The 18,877-nt window shown below is 75.1% G+C and carries 10 protein-coding genes; 4 read left to right on the top strand and 6 right to left on the bottom strand.

Features of this window, described 5'->3' with window-relative positions; translation table 11 throughout:
• From ACFWB8_RS34030 to ACFWB8_RS34015, 4 genes are all read right to left on the bottom strand, one after another.
• Positions 1-964, bottom strand: a 964-nt coding sequence (locus ACFWB8_RS34030) for a PrsW family intramembrane metalloprotease (RefSeq protein WP_385236168.1), incomplete at its 3' end; no start/stop codon positions are given.
• Between the two features lie 43 nt (positions 965-1,007).
• A complete protein-coding gene (gene trmB / locus ACFWB8_RS34025) occupies positions 1,008-1,817 on the bottom strand; it encodes a tRNA (guanosine(46)-N7)-methyltransferase TrmB (protein ID WP_385236165.1) in 810 nt (269 codons plus the stop codon).
• Between the two features lie 122 nt (positions 1,818-1,939).
• Positions 1,940-3,139: an L-2-hydroxyglutarate oxidase gene (gene lhgO / locus ACFWB8_RS34020; RefSeq protein WP_385236162.1), complete on the bottom strand. Its 1,200-nt coding sequence runs from the start codon at positions 3,137-3,139 to the stop codon at positions 1,940-1,942.
• A 76-nt stretch (positions 3,140-3,215) separates the two neighbouring features.
• Entirely contained in the window at positions 3,216-4,937 is a 1,722-nt protein-coding gene (locus ACFWB8_RS34015) for a sporulation protein (protein ID WP_385236159.1), read from the bottom strand.
• 632 nt (positions 4,938-5,569) lie between these two features.
• Here ACFWB8_RS34015 and ACFWB8_RS34010 point away from each other — a divergent pair.
• Together ACFWB8_RS34010 and ACFWB8_RS34005 are read left to right on the top strand one after the other, a co-directional pair.
• The gene (locus ACFWB8_RS34010) at positions 5,570-7,912 is read left to right on the top strand and encodes an asparagine synthase-related protein (RefSeq protein ID WP_385236156.1); all 2,343 of its coding nucleotides are present in this window, start codon (positions 5,570-5,572) and stop codon (positions 7,910-7,912) included.
• 795 nt (positions 7,913-8,707) lie between these two features.
• Positions 8,708-12,052, top strand: coding sequence for an ATP-binding protein (locus ACFWB8_RS34005; RefSeq protein ID WP_385236153.1), 3,345 nt, complete (start codon positions 8,708-8,710; stop codon positions 12,050-12,052).
• 67 nt (positions 12,053-12,119) lie between these two features.
• On the opposite strand, the gene ACFWB8_RS34000 is transcribed toward ACFWB8_RS34005, so the two are convergent.
• Positions 12,120-14,087 (bottom strand): sigma-70 family RNA polymerase sigma factor, encoded by a 1,968-nt coding sequence (locus tag ACFWB8_RS34000; protein ID WP_385236150.1) that lies wholly within the window; start codon positions 14,085-14,087, stop codon positions 12,120-12,122.
• Between the two features lie 234 nt (positions 14,088-14,321).
• Entirely contained in the window at positions 14,322-15,092 is a 771-nt protein-coding gene (locus ACFWB8_RS33995; protein ID WP_385236147.1) for a TetR/AcrR family transcriptional regulator, read from the bottom strand.
• 342 nt (positions 15,093-15,434) lie between these two features.
• Here ACFWB8_RS33995 and ACFWB8_RS33990 point away from each other — a divergent pair, with 342 nt between their 5' ends.
• Both ACFWB8_RS33990 and ACFWB8_RS33985 read left to right on the top strand, forming a co-directional pair.
• Positions 15,435-16,829, top strand: a complete 1,395-nt coding sequence (locus tag ACFWB8_RS33990; protein WP_385236144.1) for an NAD(P)/FAD-dependent oxidoreductase — start codon at positions 15,435-15,437, stop codon at positions 16,827-16,829.
• Between the two features lie 178 nt (positions 16,830-17,007).
• A complete protein-coding gene (locus tag ACFWB8_RS33985) occupies positions 17,008-18,756 on the top strand; it encodes a SpoIIE family protein phosphatase (RefSeq protein ID WP_385236171.1) in 1,749 nt (582 codons plus the stop codon).
• The last annotated feature ends 121 nt before the right edge of the window (positions 18,757-18,877 follow it).

The following is an 18,877-nucleotide window of genomic DNA, read 5'->3' as shown; positions in this document are numbered from 1 at the left end:
GGGCCAGGGCGCGGGCCAGCGACCGGGCCGGCATCGACGCCAGCGCCGGCACCTCGGCGGGCCCCAGCCAGCCGGCGGCCGCGTACACCGCGAGCTCCCCGGCGACCGCCCGCAGCCGCCGGCGCCGTATCCACACCGCCAGCCACACCAGCGCCCCGAACACCGGGACCATCACGCAGCCGTAAACCACGTAGAACCCGTGCTCGCCGAAGTCCGAGGAACTGTTCCACAGCGCGTGCAGCCCCATGGCCGCCGCCAGGCCGAGCAGCGGCAGGCAGGCCCGGCGCGCCCTGCGGGTGCTGAGCGCGGCCGCGCCGAAGCCGAGCCCGGTGAGCACCGTGAACAGCGGGTGCGCGAAGGGCGACAGCACGATCCGTACGAAGAAGGTCGCGGCCGTCAGCGAGTCCAACGGGCCGGTGCCCTCGGTGAGGTCCTCGTCGAAGGCATTGCCCAGGTACAGGATGTTCTCGGTGAAGGCGAAGCCGACGGCGGTGAAGCCGGCCACCACGAAACCATCGGCGGGGCCGGTGAACTGGCGTCTTCGGAACACGAACACCAGCAGCAGCGCGGCCGCCTTGGCGCTCTCCTCGACCACCGGCGCGATCGCCACCGAGCCGAGCTGGTCGGCGTCCGCGGGATCGGCGGTGGCCGAGGCTATCCACTGGGTGGCGAAGCTGTTGGCCAGTATGGCGATCAACGCGGCGGCGCAGGCGCCCCATCCGAAGCAGAACAGCAACTGCGCCCACGGATGCGGCGCGGCCCGGCCCAGCCACCGGAAGGCCGCCATGAGCGGCGCGACCGGCAGCAGGGCCAGACCGAGGCCGACGAGGAAACCGGGCGTGCCGGTCTGCTCCCGCACGAGTTCGAGGATCGCCACGCCGGACGCGGCGAGCAGGACGACGAGCACGTACGTACGGACCGTGCCCGACGGACGTGCGAGCACGCGGAGCGGCGCTCGGAACACGTCATGACTCTAGCGAGTCGGTCTGACACGCGGAGTGACGTTGTCAGTTCTCCACGCGACGGAAGAGCAAGTCGTGTACGACGTGCCCCTTGTCCAGGCCCTGGCCCTCGAACCGCGTCAGCGGCCGGAAGCCGGGGCGCGGCGCGTAGCCGCCGTCCGCCTGGGTGTTCTCGAACTCGGGCTGTGCGGTGAGCACTTCGAGCATCTGCTCGGCGTACGGCTCCCAGTCGGTCGCACAGTGCAGGATCGCCCCCGGAGCCATGCGGGTGGCGGCGAGCGCGAGGAACTCGGGCTGGATCAGGCGCCGCTTGTGGTGGCGGGCCTTGGGCCACGGGTCGGGGAAGTACACGCGCAGCCCGGCGAGGGACGCGGGCGGCAGCATCTCGCGGAGCAGGATGATCGCGTCGCCGTTGGCGACGCGGACGTTCGTCAGGCCGTCGCGCTCCGCGAGGGCGAGGAGGTTGCCCTGGCCGGGGGTGTGCACGTCGGCGGCCAGGATCCCCGTCTCCGGGTCGGCGGCGGCCATCTGGGCGGTGGCCTCGCCCATGCCGAAGCCGATCTCCAGGACGACGGGCAGGCCGTCGAAGAGCTCGTTCAGGTCGATGACCCGGTGCCCGTCGATGTCGAGGCCCCAGGTCCCCCACAGCCGCTTGAGGGCTTCGCCCTGGCCGGTGGTCACCCGGCTGCGCCGGGGCTGGAAGCTCCGGATCCGCCGCTCGTGGTGCGAGCCGGCCGGATCGGGCGCGGGCCCGTCGGGGAACCGGGGCTCGGTCCGCCACTTCGGGGGTACGTAGGCGTTCGCCTCCGGCGCGGCTTCCGGGGCGCTGGGCTGGGGGTTTCGGGACTCAGACACAATGCCCAGATTCTACGACCCCGCCCCGCCCCCGGCCGCTCGCCGGGATCCGGCCCCGCCCGGCGGGCAGGTCAGGACGCGCACAGGGTCAGGACGCGTGCGGGGCCAGGACGCGCACAGGGTCAGGACGCGTGCAGGGTGGCGAGGGCGCGGCGGGCGATCTCGCGCCCGATGGGCAGGGACGCGGTCGCCGCGGGCGAGGGGGCGTTCAGGACGTGCACCGTCCGCGGCGCGTCCCGGATCAGGAAGTCGTCCACCAGCGTCCCGTCCCGCAGCACCGCCTGAGCCCGGACCCCCGCCGCCGCCGGCACCAGATCCGCCGAGGTCACCGCGGGCAGCAGCCGCCGCACCGCCTGCGTGAAGGCCTGCTTCGACAACGAGCGGTGGATCTCCCCCGTCCCGTACCGCCAGTGCCGCGCGGCCATCCGCCAGGCGCCCGGCCAGGCCAGCTCGGACGCCACGTCCCGTGGCCGCACCGTGCCCCAGCCGTACCCCTCGCGGGCCAGCGCCGGGACCGCATTCGGCCCGACGTGGACGCCGCCCGCGATGCCGCGGGTCAGGTGCACGCCGAGGAAGGGGAACGCCGGGTCGGGCACGGGGTAGACCAGGCCCCGGACCAGTTCGGGACGGGTGAGGTCGTAGTACTCGCCCCGGAACGGGATGATCCGCATCCCGGGGTCGTCTCCGGCCAGCCGGGCGATCCGGTCGCACTGGAGCCCGGCGCAGTTGACCAGGGCCCGGGCCCGGACCACCAGCCCGGACGTGGTGCGGACCGCCACGGCGGAGGGGCGCCGCGAGATCAGGTCGACCGCACCGCCGTAGACGATCTCCGCGCCCGAGGACTCCGCCAGCTGGGCCGCCACCCGGCCGTAGTCCACGATCCCGGTGGTGGCGACGTGGATCGCGGCGAGGCCGCGCACCTCGGGCTCGTACTCCGAGATCTGCGCCGGGCCGAGCTCGCGCACCGGGATGCCGTTCTCCCGGCCGCGCTGGACCAGGGCGTGCAGCCGCGGCAGCTCGGCGCGCTCGGTGGCGACGATCAGCTTGCCCGTCACCTCGTGCGCGATGCCGTGCTCCGAGCAGAACTTGACCATCTCCGCCGCGCCGCGCACCGCGAAGCGCGCCTTCAGGGAGCCGGGGCGGTAGTAGATCCCGCTGTGGATCACCCCGCTGTTGCGCCCCGTCTGGTGCCGGGCGGGGCCGGCCTCCTTCTCCAGGACGACCACCCGCGTGCCCGGAGCGAGCCGGGACAGGGCATGCGCCGTCGACAGCCCGACGATCCCGCCGCCGACCACCAGCACATCGCAGTCCACGCTGCTCATGCCGCCCACGCTGCCACCTCCCACCCCTGCATACTGCACCCCGCCACCGACAACGCGGTCACGCGGGGCCAGCCCCCTACGCCGGTGTCACCAGCAATGGCCGCGCCCGCTCGCGCAGCTCCGCGACGCGCGGCTCGTCCCCGTACGGCTCCAGCCGGTGCAGCAGGTCCCGTACGTACTCCGTCGTCCGCGCCGACGTGATCCGCCCCGCGACCTCCACCGCCCGGGTCCCGGCCGCGCAGGCCGCGTCGAGGTTGCCGGACTCCAGCTCGGCCACCGCGCTCACCACCAGCCGCAGCCCGTGCGAGCGTACGTACTCCTCCGTCGGCCGCGAGAGCGCCTGCTCCGTGAAGCGCCGCACCTGCCGGGGGAGTTTGAGGTCCCGGTAGCACTCCGCCGCGTCCGCCGCGAAGCGGTCGTACGAGTAGAAGCCCAGCCAGGTCGGATCCGGATCGCCCTCGCGCGCCCGCTCCAGCCAGCCCTCCGCGGCCCGCAGCGCGGCACCGGCGGCCGCGGGGTCCCCCGCCTTGGCGTGCGCCCGGGCCTCGACGAGGCGGAAGAAGCTCATGGTGCGGGCGGTGGCCAGGCCCCGGTTGCGCTCGATGGCGGCCTGCGCGAGGTCCACGCCCTCGTCCGGGAAGTCCCGGTAGGTCGCCTGCAGGGACATCGAGGCCAGGACGTACCCGCCGAGCGGCACGTCGGCGGCCGCGCGGGCGAGCCGCAGCGCCTGGATGTAGTAGCGCTGGGCCGCTTCCTGCTGGCCGGTGTCGAAGGCCATCCACCCGGCCAGCCTGGTCAGTTCGGCGGTCGCCCCGAACAGCGCGCGGCCCACCTCGTCGGTGTAGGAGCCGAGCAGCAGCGGCGCCGCGTCCACCCGAAGGCACTCCGGGACCATCGAGGAACGCCAGTCCCCTCCGCCGTACTTGGAGTCCCAGCGGCGCGCGTCCTCGGCGGCCTCGCGCAGCTTGGTCACATCGCTGTGGCCGACGCGCTGGGGTGAGGTGTCGGAGAGGGTCGTGGGCGGCCCGTGCGGAGTTTCGCCCGAAGGCTGGGCGGGCACAACCGTGGACGGCGGCGCCGGAACCCCTCCCGGCGAGGCCGATCCCGATCCCGATGCCGGCACCCTTGCCGACTCCGGCACCTGTAGCGACCCCGACCCCGAACCCGAACCCGGCACCTGTAGCGACCCGGCTCCCGGCCCCTGTACCGACCCCGGGGCCTGTAAGGGCCCGCGCGTCGCCACGGACTCGCGAGGCGCACCTTCGTGACCGGTGCCGGTGCCTTGGCTGTGACCTTGGCTCCGCCCCTGCCCCTGCCGGCCCGGCTCGCGCGCCACCGAACCGTCCGCGGGAGATATCAGCCACCGCGAGGCCGGCGTCGCGTACGCCGACACCGCGAAGGACCCTGCGAGCGACTGCCAGATCCCGCCACCGCCGCGGCGGCCGGCGAGGTCGAGCCGGTAGAGGTCGGTGGCCGAGCGCACGGCCGCGCCGATGTCGCGCGGGAAGGCCAGCCCCACCTCGGGCGCTGGGTCCGCGTCCGCCAGGCCGATCTCGTGCAGCGGCACGGGCCGCCCCAGTTTCGCGCCGATCGCGGCGGCGATCAGGTGCGGGGCGGCGCCCTGCGGCACCATCCCCTTCGACACCCAGCGGGCGACCGACGTCTTGTCGTACCGAAGCGTCAGGCCGCGCTGCGCGCCGAGGTCGTTGACCCGGCGGGCCAGCCCGGCGTTGCTGATGCCCGCCAGGGCGAGGACGGCGCCGAGCTTCTCATTGGGCTCGCGGAGCTCCCTGGACATGCGCCACCCCTCGTCACACGCGGAACGCAGACGCCGCCGGGGCATAGGCGCCCGGCATTTCGTAAACCCAGCGTAGTTCCCCGCCTCCCAAGCGTTAAGGCCCTGAAGTCCGTATGGCGGGATTGTTGTCCGTATGCACAGTCCGGGCACTGCCCGGGCCCGGGGCGCACGTGTCAGCGCGTGCTCCGTCCGTGTGGCCGTGCGCCCGGCCGTGCGCTCTGGCCGCTTCCGGGGCCCGGCGATTCGATGTGCGGTGCGTGGGTCGGCCCGCTGCGTGGATCCGGCGGGCCGGGGGATGCCGCTGCCTCAATCCCCGCGGGTGGCGGAACGGTCCGGGGGGTGGATCCCGCCTCCCGGGCCGCGCCCCCGCAGCCGGGCCCCGGGGGCCCTCAGTACGGCCGAAGAATGGCCGAAACCGACCTATGGGGCGGTGGGAACGGAACGCCAAATACCGCATGGGCGGGGCGTGTTCGTCTGCATGTGCGCCCCCTTAACCCCTCCCGCACGCCTGTCTCGTGGCAGCATGGACCCCGAGCCACCCGGGGTCCCGGCCGGCCGCGCCCACAGCGCTGACCGTGTCGTCCGTGCCGTCCGTTGCCCCGGTCATTTGCCCACAGGCTGGGGAGGCGGCGGTGCGCTGGTTGGTGGGGTGGAGCAGTATCGCCGCGAGCTTCGGCACGGCCGGACGGGTCGGGGGCCAAGGCGCCGGCCAGAGCGCCCGCCAAGGCTCCGGCCAGCGGGGATACGGATCCGGCAACGGCTCGGGATACGACTCCGGTTCGGGCTCTGGATACAACTCCGGCTCGGGATACAGCTCCGGCAACGGCTCCGCCTACGGCTCCGGATACGGGGACCCCGGCGGCCCGCTGCGCGGCGGCCTCGCCGACGCCGCCCACCCGGACGACCCCGCCGCCCAGGACGCCGAACGCACCGTCGTCCCCGTCGGCGCCCAACTGCTGTGGGGAGACCCCGACCCCCTGTGGGCCGTCGGCGACTGGCGCCCGGACGAGATCCGCACCCTCACCGCCGACCCCGCCGACCCCTTCACCCGGCTCGCCGTCCTCGGCTGCTGCGGCGCCACCGACGCCGAACTGCGCCGCGCCCTCTACGCCGCCCGCGGCGGAGCGCTGCGCCACCTCACCCAGTGGTCCGGCAGCTACACCGCCGTGGTCCAGGCCGGGCGCCGGATCACCGTCCTCGGCGACCTCGCAGGCGCGCGACCCGTCTTCTACACCCCGTGGGCGAGCGGCACCGCGTACGCCACCGCCGCCCTCCCGCTCGCCGACCTCATCGAGGCACAGCTCGACATCGGCCACCTCGCCGCCCTGCTGGCCTGCCCCGACAGCCCCGAGGCACTGGGCGACGGCACACCGTACGTCGGCGTCCGCCGCATCCCGCCCGGCCACGCGCTGATCCTGCGCGAGGGCTCGCGGGAGATCACCGGGTACGAGGCGGTCGCCTCCCTCGCGGTGGCCGCGCCCGTGACCGACCCCGGGCGCGCGGTGGAGGGCGTACGCGAAGCTTTGGTCGACGCGGTGCGCGCCCGGCTCACGGCGCCCCGGCATGCTCCCGACACCCTGCCCCACGATCCCGGCCCCGTGCCCGGAATGGGCCCCGCCGACCGGCGTGCGGCCCGGGGCGCGCCCGCGCCGGTCCCCGGAGTCGGCGCCGACCTCTCCGGAGGCAGCGCCTCCGCCACCCTCGCACTGCTGGCGGCCGGACTGCCGGGGGCGCCGGGCACCCTGCCCGGGTCCGGGTCCGGATCCAGGCTCCTCGCGGTCACCTTCAACGACCTCGCCACCCCGCAGGGCCGCGAGGACGAGCTCGAACGGGCCCGCGTCATCGCCGCCGACCCCCGCCTCCACCACGTCGTCGTGGCCGCCGCCGAGGAAGCCCTCCCGTACGCCGAGCTCGACGGGCCGCTGACCGACGAACCCGGCCCCTCGCTCGTCTTCGCCGCCCGCGACCGCCGCCGCCTGGCCGCGGGCTCCGCCGACCACTTCACCGGACACGGCGCCCGCCAGGTCCTCGACGCGCACCCGGCCCGCATGGCCGACCTCCTCATGGACCGCCGCCGGCGCCACCTGCTGCGCCCGGTCGCGGCGTTGGCCCGCTCGGCCTCCGCGTCCGGTGAGTCCCTGCTGGTCCCGCTGACCGTGTACTCCGCCGCCCGCCGACTTGCCCGTACGCCGTACCGCGCGGGCATGGAAGCCGCCGCGGCCCGGCTCCGCGCCGGCGGGGTCGACAGGGGACCCTCCGGTCCGGTGGACGCCTCCCTCGCCGCCCTCACCTGGTCCCGGCCGGGCCCGGCCGCGGGCTGGCTGACCGGCGAGGCCCTGGCAGAGGTATCGATCCGGCTCACCGCCGCCGCCGGGCGCCCCCCGCTCTCGCTGCGGCCCGGCGAGGCGCGGGCCCGCGCCCTGCTCGCCCGACACGCGGCGGACCACCGGGTGTTCGAGCAGGCGGTGGAGGTGCGGAGCCAGCGGCTGCACGCGCCCTTCCTGGACAACCAGGTCGTGCGGGCCGCCCGCGCCCTCCCCGAATCCCTGCGCGTCCAGCCCGGCGCGCGGGCGGCGATCCTGCGCAGCGTGCTGTCCTCGGCCGGAGTCCGCGAACTGCCCCCCGGCTGGGGCGCCACGGCCCACGCCCCGAACGAGACGGCGACCCGGCTGGGCCTTCGCACCGCCCTGCAGGAACTGCTCGCGCTCTTCGCGGCCCCGCTGCTGGCCGACGCCGGGCTGATCGAGGCCCGGGTCGTCCAACAGGCCCTGCTCGACGCCGCGGAGGGCCGCCCGGCCCCGCTGGACGGCCTCGCCGAGCTCGTCTCCATGGAACTGTGGCTCCGCCGCCTCCTCTCCCGCCGCGGCACCTGCTGGACCGGCACCTCCACCCCCCGCCGCCGCGCCCTCCCCCCGGACGCCCCCCTCGCCCCCCTGGGCACGGCCCCCCGCTGCTCCCTCTCCCCCCGCCAGTAGCGCGGACCCGCCGGGGGTGCGGCCGGGCGCGCGGGCCGGCGTGCGCCGGGGCTCGGCCTAGGGTGCACCGGGGCCGCCCGGGGCCCGGGCAGCCGCTGCGCGGAGCGGTCCCCTGCCCGCCCTTCCACCGTTCCCTGGGGGGCTTCGCCCCAGACCCCTTCACGGGGGGCTCCGCTGCGGGGTCCGCTGCGCTTCCCGCGCCTGTCCGGCGCCCTGGCGCTCTGGGGCTGCCGCCCCAGAGCGCAGCGCCCCGCCTCGCCTCTCGGGGCTGCGGCCCACGCCCGCGCGCAGCGCCCGCCTCGGCTCTCGGGGCTCGCCCAGACCCCGCGCGCAGCGCCCGAGCCGTTCTCCGGGGCTCCGCCGTAGAGCCCGTCGCCTGGGGCTCCGCCCTGCTTCCCGCGCCCTGCGCTTTCGCCCCCGACCCCGGTTCCCGGGGAGCTGTACGGTCCGGGGCACCGCCTGGCCCCGCGCGGACTCACAGCGCTCCGCGCTGCCCGGTGCGGCCGGATGGGTGGGCCGCCGGCGCGCTGATCCAGCCCCGCCGGCGTTTGAGGCGCGGGGTCCGGGGCTGGCCCCGGGGGCCGCGCCGTCGCACGGGACCCGCCGCGCGAACCCGGCCCCGCCGCAGCCGGGTCTGTGCGCGGCCCGGGCGGCGCATCCAGCCCCGCCGGCGATTGAGGCGCGGGCCCCGGGGCTCGGTCCGAACCCGCCGCGCAGGCCCGCTCCGGCCCGGCCCGGCCCGAGGGCCCCCGAAACTCACGCCCGCCCCCGGCGAAGGCAGGGCAGTATTGGGCAGTGCGGTATCGAATCCTCGGCGTCACCCAAGCCCGTAGCGAGACCGGCGCCCCCCTCCCCATCGGCGGCGCCCGCCTGCGCGCGCTGCTCGCCGCCCTCGCCCTCCGTGCCGGCGGCCCCGCGGCCGCACCCGTCGCCGATCTGGTCGACGAGGTCTGGGGCGACGCCCCGCCCCAGGACGCCCCCGCCGCGCTGCAAGCCCTCGTGGCCCGGCTCCGCCGCACCCTCGGCAGCCGGGACACCATCCACGCCGACCCCACCGGCGGCTACCGCCTGGCCGCCGCCCGGGACGAAGTCGACCTGCACCGTTTCACCCGGCTCGCCCGCCAAGGCGCCGCGCAGCTCGCCACCGGCGAGCCGGCCACCGCCGCCGGGACCCTCCGCGCGGCCCTCGCGCTCTGGCAGGGCCCCGCCTTCGCCGACCTGCCCGAGCCCGCCCGTACCGCACACGCGGCCGCCCCCGAGGCGCTGCGCACGGCCGCGCTCCGGGACCGCATCGAGGCCGACCTGCGCAGCGGCTCCCCCGCCCCGGCGACGCTCCTGCCGGAGATCGAGGCGCTGATCCACGAGCACCCGTACGACGAACCCCTGCGCGCCCAGCAGCTCCGCGCCCTGCGCGCGGCCGGTCGCCCCGCCGACGCGCTCGCAGCGTACGACCGCACCCGCCGTGCCCTCGCCGAAGGCCTCGGCGCCGACCCCGGCCCCGAACTCACCGCCCTTCACGCGGAACTGCTCCAGGCTCCGGATCCGGCTCCGTCTCCGGTCCCGGTCCCGACCCCCATAGCGCCACCCCCACCGCCACCGCAGGACCGCCCCGGCAACCTCCGCCCCCGCCTCACCTCCTTCGTCGGCCGCGAGCCCGAACTCGCCGCCCTCCACGCCGACCTCGCCGGCCAGCGCCTCGTCACCCTCACCGGCCCCGGCGGTTCCGGCAAGACCCGCCTCGCCGAGCACGCGGCCGCCGACCACACCGAACCCGGCTGGCTCGTCGAACTCGCCCGCCTCGACCACCCCGCCGCCGTCCCCGGCGCGGTCCTCAGCGCCCTCGGCCTGCGCGAAAGCTCCCTCGTCGCCCGCGAACGCGAGAAGGGCGCCGCCGACGACCCGACCGCCCTCCTCGTCGAGCACTGCGCGCACCGCCGCCTGCTGCTCGTCCTGGACAACTGCGAGCACGTCATCGGCGCCGCCGCCACGCTCGCCGAACGCCTCCTCACGCACTGCCCCGGCGTACGGATCCTCGCCACCAGCCGCGAACCCCTCGGCGTCCCCGGCGAGCGCGTCCGCCCCGTCGAGCCGCTGCCGCCCGACCCCGCGCACCGCCTCTTCGCCGAGCGGGGCGCCGCCGCCCGCCCCGGCTTCACCGCCGCCGACGACCCGGCCGCCGTCGCCGAGATCTGCGCCCGCCTCGACGGTCTTCCGCTCGCCATCGAGCTGGCCGCCGCCCGGCTGCGCCTGCTCACCCCGCGCCAGATCGCCGACCGCCTCGACAACCGCTTCCGCCTCCTGACCACCGGCGCCCGTACCTCCCGCACCCTGCTGCCCCGCCAGCAGACCCTGCGCGCGGTCGTCGACTGGTCCTGGGACCTGCTGGACGAGCCCGAACGCACCGTCCTGCGCCGCCTGTCCGTCTTCGCCGGCGGCTGCGACCTCGCGGCCGCCGAGGCCGTCTGCGCGCAGGTCGGCCTGGATGCCTGGGACGTCGCCGACATCCTCGGCTCCCTCGTCGACAAGTCCCTCGTCCTGGCCGAGCCCGAGCCCGCAACCGTGCCCGCTCCCGCTCCCGCACCCGCTCCCGCACCCGCGACCGCCCCCGCCTCCAAGCCCGGTGCGAACGACGGCTCCGAAGCCACCGCCATGCGCTACCGCATGCTGGAGACCATCCACGAGTACGCCGCCGAACGCGCCGCCGCCGACGAGGCGGACGCCCACGCCACCGCCCGCCGCCACGCCGCCCACTACCTCGCCTTCGCCGAGGAGGCGGAGCCCCGCCTGCGCTCCGCCGAACAGCTGCCCTGGATCCGGCGCGTCGAGACCGAGCTCGACAACCTCCGCGCGGCCTTCGAGACAACCGTCGCGGCCGAGGACCCCGAGACCGCCCAGCGCCTCGTCTTCGCCCTCGGCTGGTTCTGGTGGCTGCGCAACTACCGCGGCGAGGGCGCCGAATGGACCACCCGCGTCCTCGCCGTCACCCCGCCCGACCCGCCCGAGGGAACACCTGGGTACTGGCCCTTCATGCGCCTCCAGGTGCTCCACGTCTTCCTGCTCGCCGAGGGCCGCTCGGCCGAGGAACTCCGCACCCCCGAGTACCTGGCCCTCGCCGCCCGCATCACCGAGGCCTTCCGCCACGGTTCCCCGGAGACCACCCGTTTCCCCGGCATGCTCTGGCCCATGGCGACGTACCTCGGTGGCGGCGGCGCCGAATTCCACACCCACCTGGACCAGGCCGTGGAGAACTGCCGCCGGCACTCCGGCGATTGGGAGCTCGGCGTCACCCTGATGCTCCGCACGCACGTCGCCATCGACATCACCGGAGGCCTGCCGAGCGTCGAGGGCGACCTCGCCGAGCTGCACGAGATCGCCCGCCGCGTCGGCGACCGCTGGACCCGCGCCCAGGTCGCGAGCGCCGCCGGCGAGTTCGCGATCTCGCGCGGCCAGTACGCCCTGGCCCGCACCGAGTACGAAGAGTGCCTGCGCCTCGCCCGCGAGGTCGGAGCCCACATCGAGGCGCCCTTCGCCATCGCCCGCATCGCGGAGACCGCCTTCTGCGCCGGGGACTTCGACGGCGCCGAGCGGCTGCTGGTGGAGGCGATCACCGAGGCCGAGCGGCACGGCGGGGTGTACGACGTACGCGCCTACGGCCGGCTGCTCGCCTCGATGATCTCCCTGTGCCGCGGGCGGCTCGACGTGGCCCGCAGCGAGTGCGACCGGGGCCGGGCCGAGGCCGCGAAGCTCACGGTGCCCCCGCAGCTGACCGCCGGACTCGACAACATCGATGCCGTCCTCACCGCCCGCGAGCAGGGTCCCGCCGCCGGCCTGGCCCTGATCGGCCCGGCCCTGGGCACGGCCGTCAACGCGCACTGCGCCGAGCGCGTCCTGGCCGCTCTCGCCGAGACCGCCGCCGTCCTGCTGGCCGCCACCGATCGCCCCGTCGAGTCCGTACGGGCCTTCGCGGCCGCCACCGCCTGGCGCGCGGGCAACCCCCGCTCGGTCCCGGAGCGGACCGCCCTGCGCGGACTCCCCGACCGGCTGCGCGCCGCGCTCGGCGGGGACCGCTACGCCCGGGAGGAAGCGGCGGGCGCCGCACTCGCCCCGGCGGAGGTCGCGGCCCTGGTCACCGGCCACTGACCGGCCGGTGCCTACTGCCTACTGCCTACTGCCTACTGCCTACTGCCTACTGCCTACTGCCTACTGCCTACCGGCAAGCGATCACGGCATCGGCCCAGCTCGCGAGCGTCGGCAGACTGCCCTGCCCCACCTGCTCCACCACCAGCTGCAGCGTCTTGCGCCCGGCCAGCGACACCTCCACCGCCGCGGCCGGGTCCTCGTACCCGAGCGTGCGGGACTGCCACAGCCGCTGGCCGTCCCCGTACACCGAGAACCTCACCGTGCCGTCGGTGAGCAGTGACAGGCCGTCCACCCCCGCCCGCGCCGAGAAGGTCGTGCACTGCCGGTTGAGGGCGATCTCCACCGAGGAAAGGGAGTTCACGGTGATCCCCTGCCCGAACCGCCGGTCGCCGATCTCCAGCCCCCACCGCTGCCACACCCAGCTGCTGCGCCAGGTCTGCAGTTCCGGGCCGCTGTGGTCCCCGAAGGCCGAGTGGCCGAGCCGGACGAGCGGGAACCCCTGCGCCGGCTCGGGCGCCGCCTGCGAGCGGGACGGGGACGGGGACGGGGACGGCGTCGGGCTCGGTGAGAGCCGTACCCGGCTCGGAGACGGCTTCGGTGCCTGGGGGGCGAGGGAGGTGCGCGACGCGGCGGGCGTGGGCGAAGCCGACGCCTTGCGCGGCGGCGCTACGGGTTCCCGCGCGGGCGGCGCCTGCGGCTCCGCCGCGACCGGGGCGGAAGGTCCGGGTACCGGCACCGCCGGCGCGGCCGCACTGGGCGCCGGCTTCGCCTGGGCCTGCGGCTCGGGGTCGTCCCCGGCGAGGGCGAACACCACCCCGGCCGCCGCGGCGACCGCGATCCCGGCGGCGAGGGCGGCCTTGGCCGGCAGCCCGAGCCCCTCGGACACCGCGGCACCCCCGGCACCGGCCCCCGACCCGGCACCACCGGCCGCACCACCCGCCGCGCCCGCGGCACCGCCAGCCGACCCGGCACCCGCAGCCCCGGCCCCCGCCCCGGCAGCGCCCGCGGTGGAACCGCCCGCGGCAGCCGCGGCGGCTCCCGCACCACCCGCGGCGGCGACCCCGCCGACCACCGCTCCGGCCGCCTTGGCCGCGTACCCGGCGGCGAACCACCCGATGACCGCGACCGGCAGCAGCGCGGGAATGCCCGCGTTGACGTCCTTGAGCTCACCGGCGGCGAGCCGGCACTTCGCGCACTCCTCCAGGTGCTTGCGCAGCCCCCGCTCCGCCCGCACCCGCAGTCCACCGCGGGCATACGCCCCCAGCCGGTCCGCGTACCGCGCGCAGTCCCCGCCCGAACTCAGCGCGGAACTCACATGGGCCTGCAGATAAGCCTGCTTGAGCCCTTCCCGGGCCCGGCTGGCCAGCACCGCGGTCGCGTTGGCAGTCAGACCGAAGAGCGGGGCGATCGAGCTCGGCGAGGCCTCCTCGACGGTGGTGTGCCACAGCACGGCCTGCCACCGCTCGGGCAGGCTCCGGAAGGCCTGCATGGCCAGCGACTGCTCGGCCTCGTGCATCGCCCGTACATCGGCGCCCAGTTCCAGGGTGTCGTCCCCGGACAGCCCGACACCGCTCTCGGCTCCCACCGCCGCCTGCTCCGCGAACACCGCGAAGTCCTCGACGAGATGCTCCCGCCGGGCGGTCTTGGTCCAGGCCGCGGCCACCCTTCGTACGGTGGTCAGCAGATAGGCCCGCACGGACTGGTCCGGACCGGCCCCACCCCGTACGGCCTGCAGTGTCCGCGCGAACACCTCGGCGGTCAGGTCGTCCGCCGTGTGCCCATCGCGACAGCAGCTGCGCGCGTAGCGCCGTACGGAATCGGCGTGGCGACGGAACAGCTCCTCATACGCGCCGTCGTCACCGCCGCGCATCCGGGCGATCAAGTCCCCGTCGGAGGGCGGCTGCTCACCGCTCGCCGCGGCGGCGTGCCGCCCGCCCGGTTCGCGCTGCGCAGGTACCTGCCGTGCGGGCAGACTGCCCGCCTCGACCTCGCCACCGGCGCCACCGCGTGGCTCTTCCCGCCCGTCAACGCTCATCGCGGAAGCCCCCGCACGACACACTCAACCGGTACACCGATCCAGCGTGTCACACGGCGCAGGCGCGTCGGACCCGTCTGCACGCCATCCACTCGTCCGGGGACATCAGGTGCCGGGGCGGCAACACCGCACCGGTCCCCACCCGTTCGAGCGAGCAACTGTTCGACGGGGTCCTGTCGACCCCCGCCGTCCCCCGACCGCAGGGCCGGGGCGGGGGCCTCCACGACAGGAGCGTCACACCGTCCGGGAGCGCAGCCCCTCGAGCAGGATCTCGAGCAGCCGGGCCGAAGCCGCCGCCTGCTGCGCCGGGTCCGGCAGCGCGGGAGCGGCCGTCGCTATCACCAGCAGCACATCGGCCACCGTGACATCGGCGCGCAGCTCACCCGCCTCCCGGGCGCGGTCCACCAGCTGGCCGACGACCTCCAGCAGCGCACCCGCACCCGAGTCGTCCGCGGGCTCGTCCTCGACGGCGGTCCGTGAACCCACGACCCGCAGCTCCGGAGCCCCGCCGGCCTGGCGCTGGTGCGGCACCCGCGCGGGCTCCGCCTCCTCGGTGCCGTCCTCGCCCGCGGAGCCGACCCGCAGCACCTGCGGCGGCAGCAGCCGCCCGGCGCCGGAGGCGACGGAGGTGCGCAGGAAGCGCGACAGCGCCTGCCACGGCTCCTCCTCCTGGCCGAGGGCGGTCCGGGCCTGCTCGGTGAGCCGGGAGGTCTCCTCCTCGGCTATCCGCCGGACCAGGACGTCCTTGCTCGGGAACCGCCGGTAGACGGTGCCGACACCGACGCGCGCGCGGCGCGCCACGTCCTCCATCGGAGCCCCGTAGCCCAGCTCGCCGAAGACCTCGCGGGCCGCGCGCAGGACGTGTTCGAGGTTGCGCTGTGCGTCGACGCGCAGCGGCGTGGAACGGCCCACGCCATGCGTGGTGCTGCCCGTCATCAGGCGGCCATTGCCCTCGGTCGAGGCCGACAGTGCGGTCGCAGAACCATGGAAATCGGAAATGTGCATATGTTTCCCCCGGTAATCATTTGTCTCCCCCCGGAGACACTCCCCGCCTTCGCGTCGAGGTGGGCCACGGTCATGAGGGCCCTGGTCCTACTCCTCGACGAGATACGAACATAGTTGAGCCAGAGTCAATTCAGAAGAGGCAGCCCCGGACGGACCACCGCCCGATCGGAGCATTCACCCCCACTTTTCCGTTCCAAGCCCCCGGAATCACTCCTTCCACACAGTCTGACCTGCGCACCTTTATCTCCACCAGCACGCCCCGACAGCCCCGTCACGGGACCCTCTCCGGTCACACAATCTGTCGGGCCTGTGGACAAACTCCCGGCCACGTTGCGTCATGGGATGGTGAAGGCTGCTAACTCCCGGGGCACGGCCCCCGGTACCCCGCCCCGCACGCGGATCCTGATCGTCGGCGGCGGCTACGTAGGCATGTACACGGCGCTACGGCTCCAGCGAAAGCTGAGATCCGAAGAAGCCGAGGTCACGGTGGTCTCCCCCGAGCCATACATGACGTACCAGCCCTTCCTCCCGGAAGCGGCCGCGGGCTCGATCTCCCCGCGCCACGTCGTGGTCCCGCTCCGGCGCGTCCTCGACAAGTGCCGCATCGTCGTCGGCGAGGCCCGGAGCATCGACCACGCCAAGCGGACGGCGACCATCACCACCCTCGCCACCGAGGAGGCGGGCGCCGACGCCATCGAGATCGAGTACGACGAACTCGTCCTCGCCCCCGGCTCCGTCTCCCGCACCCTCCCCGTCCCCGGGCTCGCCGACTACGCCATCGGATTCAAGACCGTGGAGGAGGCCATCGGCCTGCGCAACCACGTCATCGAACAGATGGACATCGCCTCCTCCACCCGCGATCCCGCCATCCGCGACGCCGCCCTCACCTTCGTCTTCGTCGGCGGCGGATACGCGGGAGTCGAAGCCCTCGGCGAGCTCGAGGACATGGCCCGCTACGCGGCCCGGTATTACCACAACATCAAGCCCGAAGACATGAAATGGGTGCTGGTCGAGGCCAGCGACCGGATCCTCCCCGAGGTCGGCCCCGAAATGGGCGTCTACACCATCCGCGAACTGCGCCGACGCAACATCGACCTGCGCCTGGAGACCCGCCTCGAATCCTGCGAGAACCGCGTCGCCGTCCTCAGCGACGGCGCCCGCTTCCCCACCCGCACCGTCGTCTGGACCGCCGGCGTCAAACCCCACCCGATCCTCGCCGCCTGCGACCTGCCCAAGACCGACCGCGGCCGCCTCGCCTGCACCGCCTTCCTCACCGTCGAGGGCGTCGAGCACGCCTGGGCCGCCGGCGACGCCGCCGCCGTCCCCGACATCACGGCCGAGGAGAAGGGCCGCGAATGCGCCCCCAACGCGCAGCACGCCGTCCGCCAGGCCAAGGTCCTCGCCGACAACCTCGTCCACGCCCTGCGCGACGAGGTCCTCACCGAGTACGCCCACAAGTACGCCGGCTCCGTGGCCTCCCTAGGCCTCCACAAAGGCGTCGCCCACGTGTACGGCCGCAAGCTCAAGGGCTACCCGGCCTGGTTCATGCACCGCGCCTACCACCTCAGCCGCGTCCCCACCTTCAACCGCAAGATGCGCGTCCTCGCCGAATGGACCCTCTCCGGTCTCTTCAAGCGCGAGATCGTGTCCCTAGGCTCGCTCGAACACCCCAGGGCAGAATTCGAACTCGCCGCAGGCAAAGGGCCCAAGGAGCCCCCGAAGAACGGCGAAAGCTGACGTTGTCAGTGCCGTCCCACACACTGGACGTGTGACCATAGGTGGGCTCACGCCTGCACAGAGTTACGCCATCAGTGACCCCGGCCGGCGACCGACACCAGAACGGCAACCCCCGCGACAGCACCCGCGACCGCGACCACGAGCGACACCACGAGCGACACCACGAGGCTTGAACGCAGTGAACTTCACGCGCTGGAGCGCCCGGTTTCCCGGAACGCCGCGCCGCGCCGCCGCCCGGTCCGAACACGCCGCCGCCCAGGCCAAGCGGGGCGAGGGCGCAGTCCCGGCCGCCCGCGGCGCGGCCGGGCATGCCGCGACGGCGCCCGGCGCGGGCCCCGCCGAGCCCACCGTCTCCGGAGCCGGCTCGGCCACCGGAGCCGGCTCGGCCGTGCTCATCCCCGTGCCCTCCCTCGAGGAGCTCTCCGTACGGGAGGTCCTCGACCGGCTCCCGGCGCTCGTCGCCCTCGTGCACGGCCCCGAGCACCGCGTGGCCTACGTCAACGACGCCTACACCACCGGCTTCGGCGCCCGCGCCGCCGGCGACCCCGCCGCCGTGGCCCTCCCCGAACTGAGCGAGCTCGGCCTCCTCCCGCTGCTCGACCAGGTCCAGCGCAGCGGCAAGCCCCGTACCGCCAAGAACCGCGCCGCGCCCGGCGGCGGCAGCTCGTACACCGTCACCTGCACCCCGGTCGACTTCCCCAAGAGCGACACCGAGGCCGATCCCGATCCCCACCACACCGGGGTCCTGATCCACCTCGCCGACGTCACCGACCACGCCGAAGCCGCCGACCGGCTCCGCGCCAGCGAGCGCCGCCAGCGCGAGGCCGTCGTCACCCTCCAGCGCTCCCTCCTCCCGCAGGAACTGGAACAGCCCGACGACCTGCGCATCGCCGCCACCTACCAGCCCGGCGGCACCGAGGCCGCCGTCGGCGGCGACTGGTACGACGTGATCACCCTCGGCGCCGGCCGCACCGCCCTTGTCATCGGCGACGTCATGGGCCGCGGGGTCCGCGCCGCCGCCGTCATGGGCCAGCTCCGCACCGCCGTCCGCGCGTACGCCCGCCTCGACCTGCCCCCGCACGAGGTGCTCCAGCTCCTCGACGGACTCGCCGCCGAGATCGACGCCAGCCAGATCGCCACCTGCGTGTACGCCGTCCACGACCCCAACGAGGGCCTCCTCGCGTACGCCTCCGCCGGCCACCTCCCGATCCTGGTCCGCGACGAGGACGGCACCGTACGCCGCGCCGCCGACCCCACTGGCCCCCCGCTCGGCACCGGCGGCTGGCTCCACACCTCCGGCACCATCGCCCTGGGCCCCGGCTCCACCGCCGTCCTCTATACAGACGGCCTGGTCGAGCGCCGCGGCGAGGACATCGACGAAGGCGTCGCCGCCCTGGAGCGCGCCCTGTCCGGCGCCCAGGGCACCCCGGCCGTCATTTGCGACCGCCTGATGCGCGCCCTCGGCGTGGACGCCGACCACGACGACGACGTCGCCGTCATGGTCCTCCAGCAGCCCGCCCGCACCGGAGCCGACGCCGAGCTCTTCCACAACGCGGCCCTGGAACTCCTCGGCGGCATCGAGGCCGCCCCGCGCGCCCGCGCCTTCGCCCAGGGGGTCCTCACCTCCTGGCGCTTCCCCGTGGAGCTGTGCGACCTCGGCGTGCTGGCCGCCAGCGAACTCGTCGCGAACTCCCTCCAGCACGGCACCCCGCCCATGCGCCTGCGGCTGCGCCGCACCGACCGCCGCCTGATCATCGAAGTCACCGACGGGGACGACCACCTCCCGCGCCGCCGCCGCGCCGAACCGGCCGACGAGGCCGGCCGCGGCATCTCGATCGTCGCCACCATCGCCTCGTCCTGGGGCTCCCGCCGCACCCCGGGCGGCGGCAAGGCCGTCTGGTGCGAGTTCGCACTCCCGGACAAGTAGCCGACGTTCGGGCAGGTATCAGGTATGGGGAAGGCCCCCCTACCACCGCTAGGGGGCGGTCCCCAAAATGGGTGGTCTGTTTAAAAAAAAACATGCCCCGCTGCACATAGAAAAATGGGAT

This window comes from Streptomyces sp. NPDC060031 (assembly GCF_042736805.1).
Classification (GTDB): domain Bacteria; phylum Actinomycetota; class Actinomycetes; order Streptomycetales; family Streptomycetaceae; genus Streptomyces.
This window is presented reverse-complemented; position numbering and strand designations above follow the sequence as displayed.

Bases quoted from the DNA above. Each gene is read 5' to 3' on its own strand.
- lhgO (WP_385236162.1), bottom strand. From the start codon at position 3,139: ATGAGCAGCGTGGACTGCGATGTGCTGGTGGTCGGCGGCGGGATCGTC.
- ACFWB8_RS34015 (WP_385236159.1), bottom strand. From the start codon at position 4,937: ATGTCCAGGGAGCTCCGCGAGCCCAATGAGAAGCTCGGCGCCGTCCTC.
- ACFWB8_RS34000 (WP_385236150.1), bottom strand. From the start codon at position 14,087: ATGAGCGTTGACGGGCGGGAAGAGCCACGCGGTGGCGCCGGTGGCGAG.
- ACFWB8_RS33995 (WP_385236147.1), bottom strand. From the start codon at position 15,092: ATGCACATTTCCGATTTCCATGGTTCTGCGACCGCACTGTCGGCCTCG.
- ACFWB8_RS33990 (WP_385236144.1), top strand. From the start codon at position 15,435: ATGGTGAAGGCTGCTAACTCCCGGGGCACGGCCCCCGGTACCCCGCCC.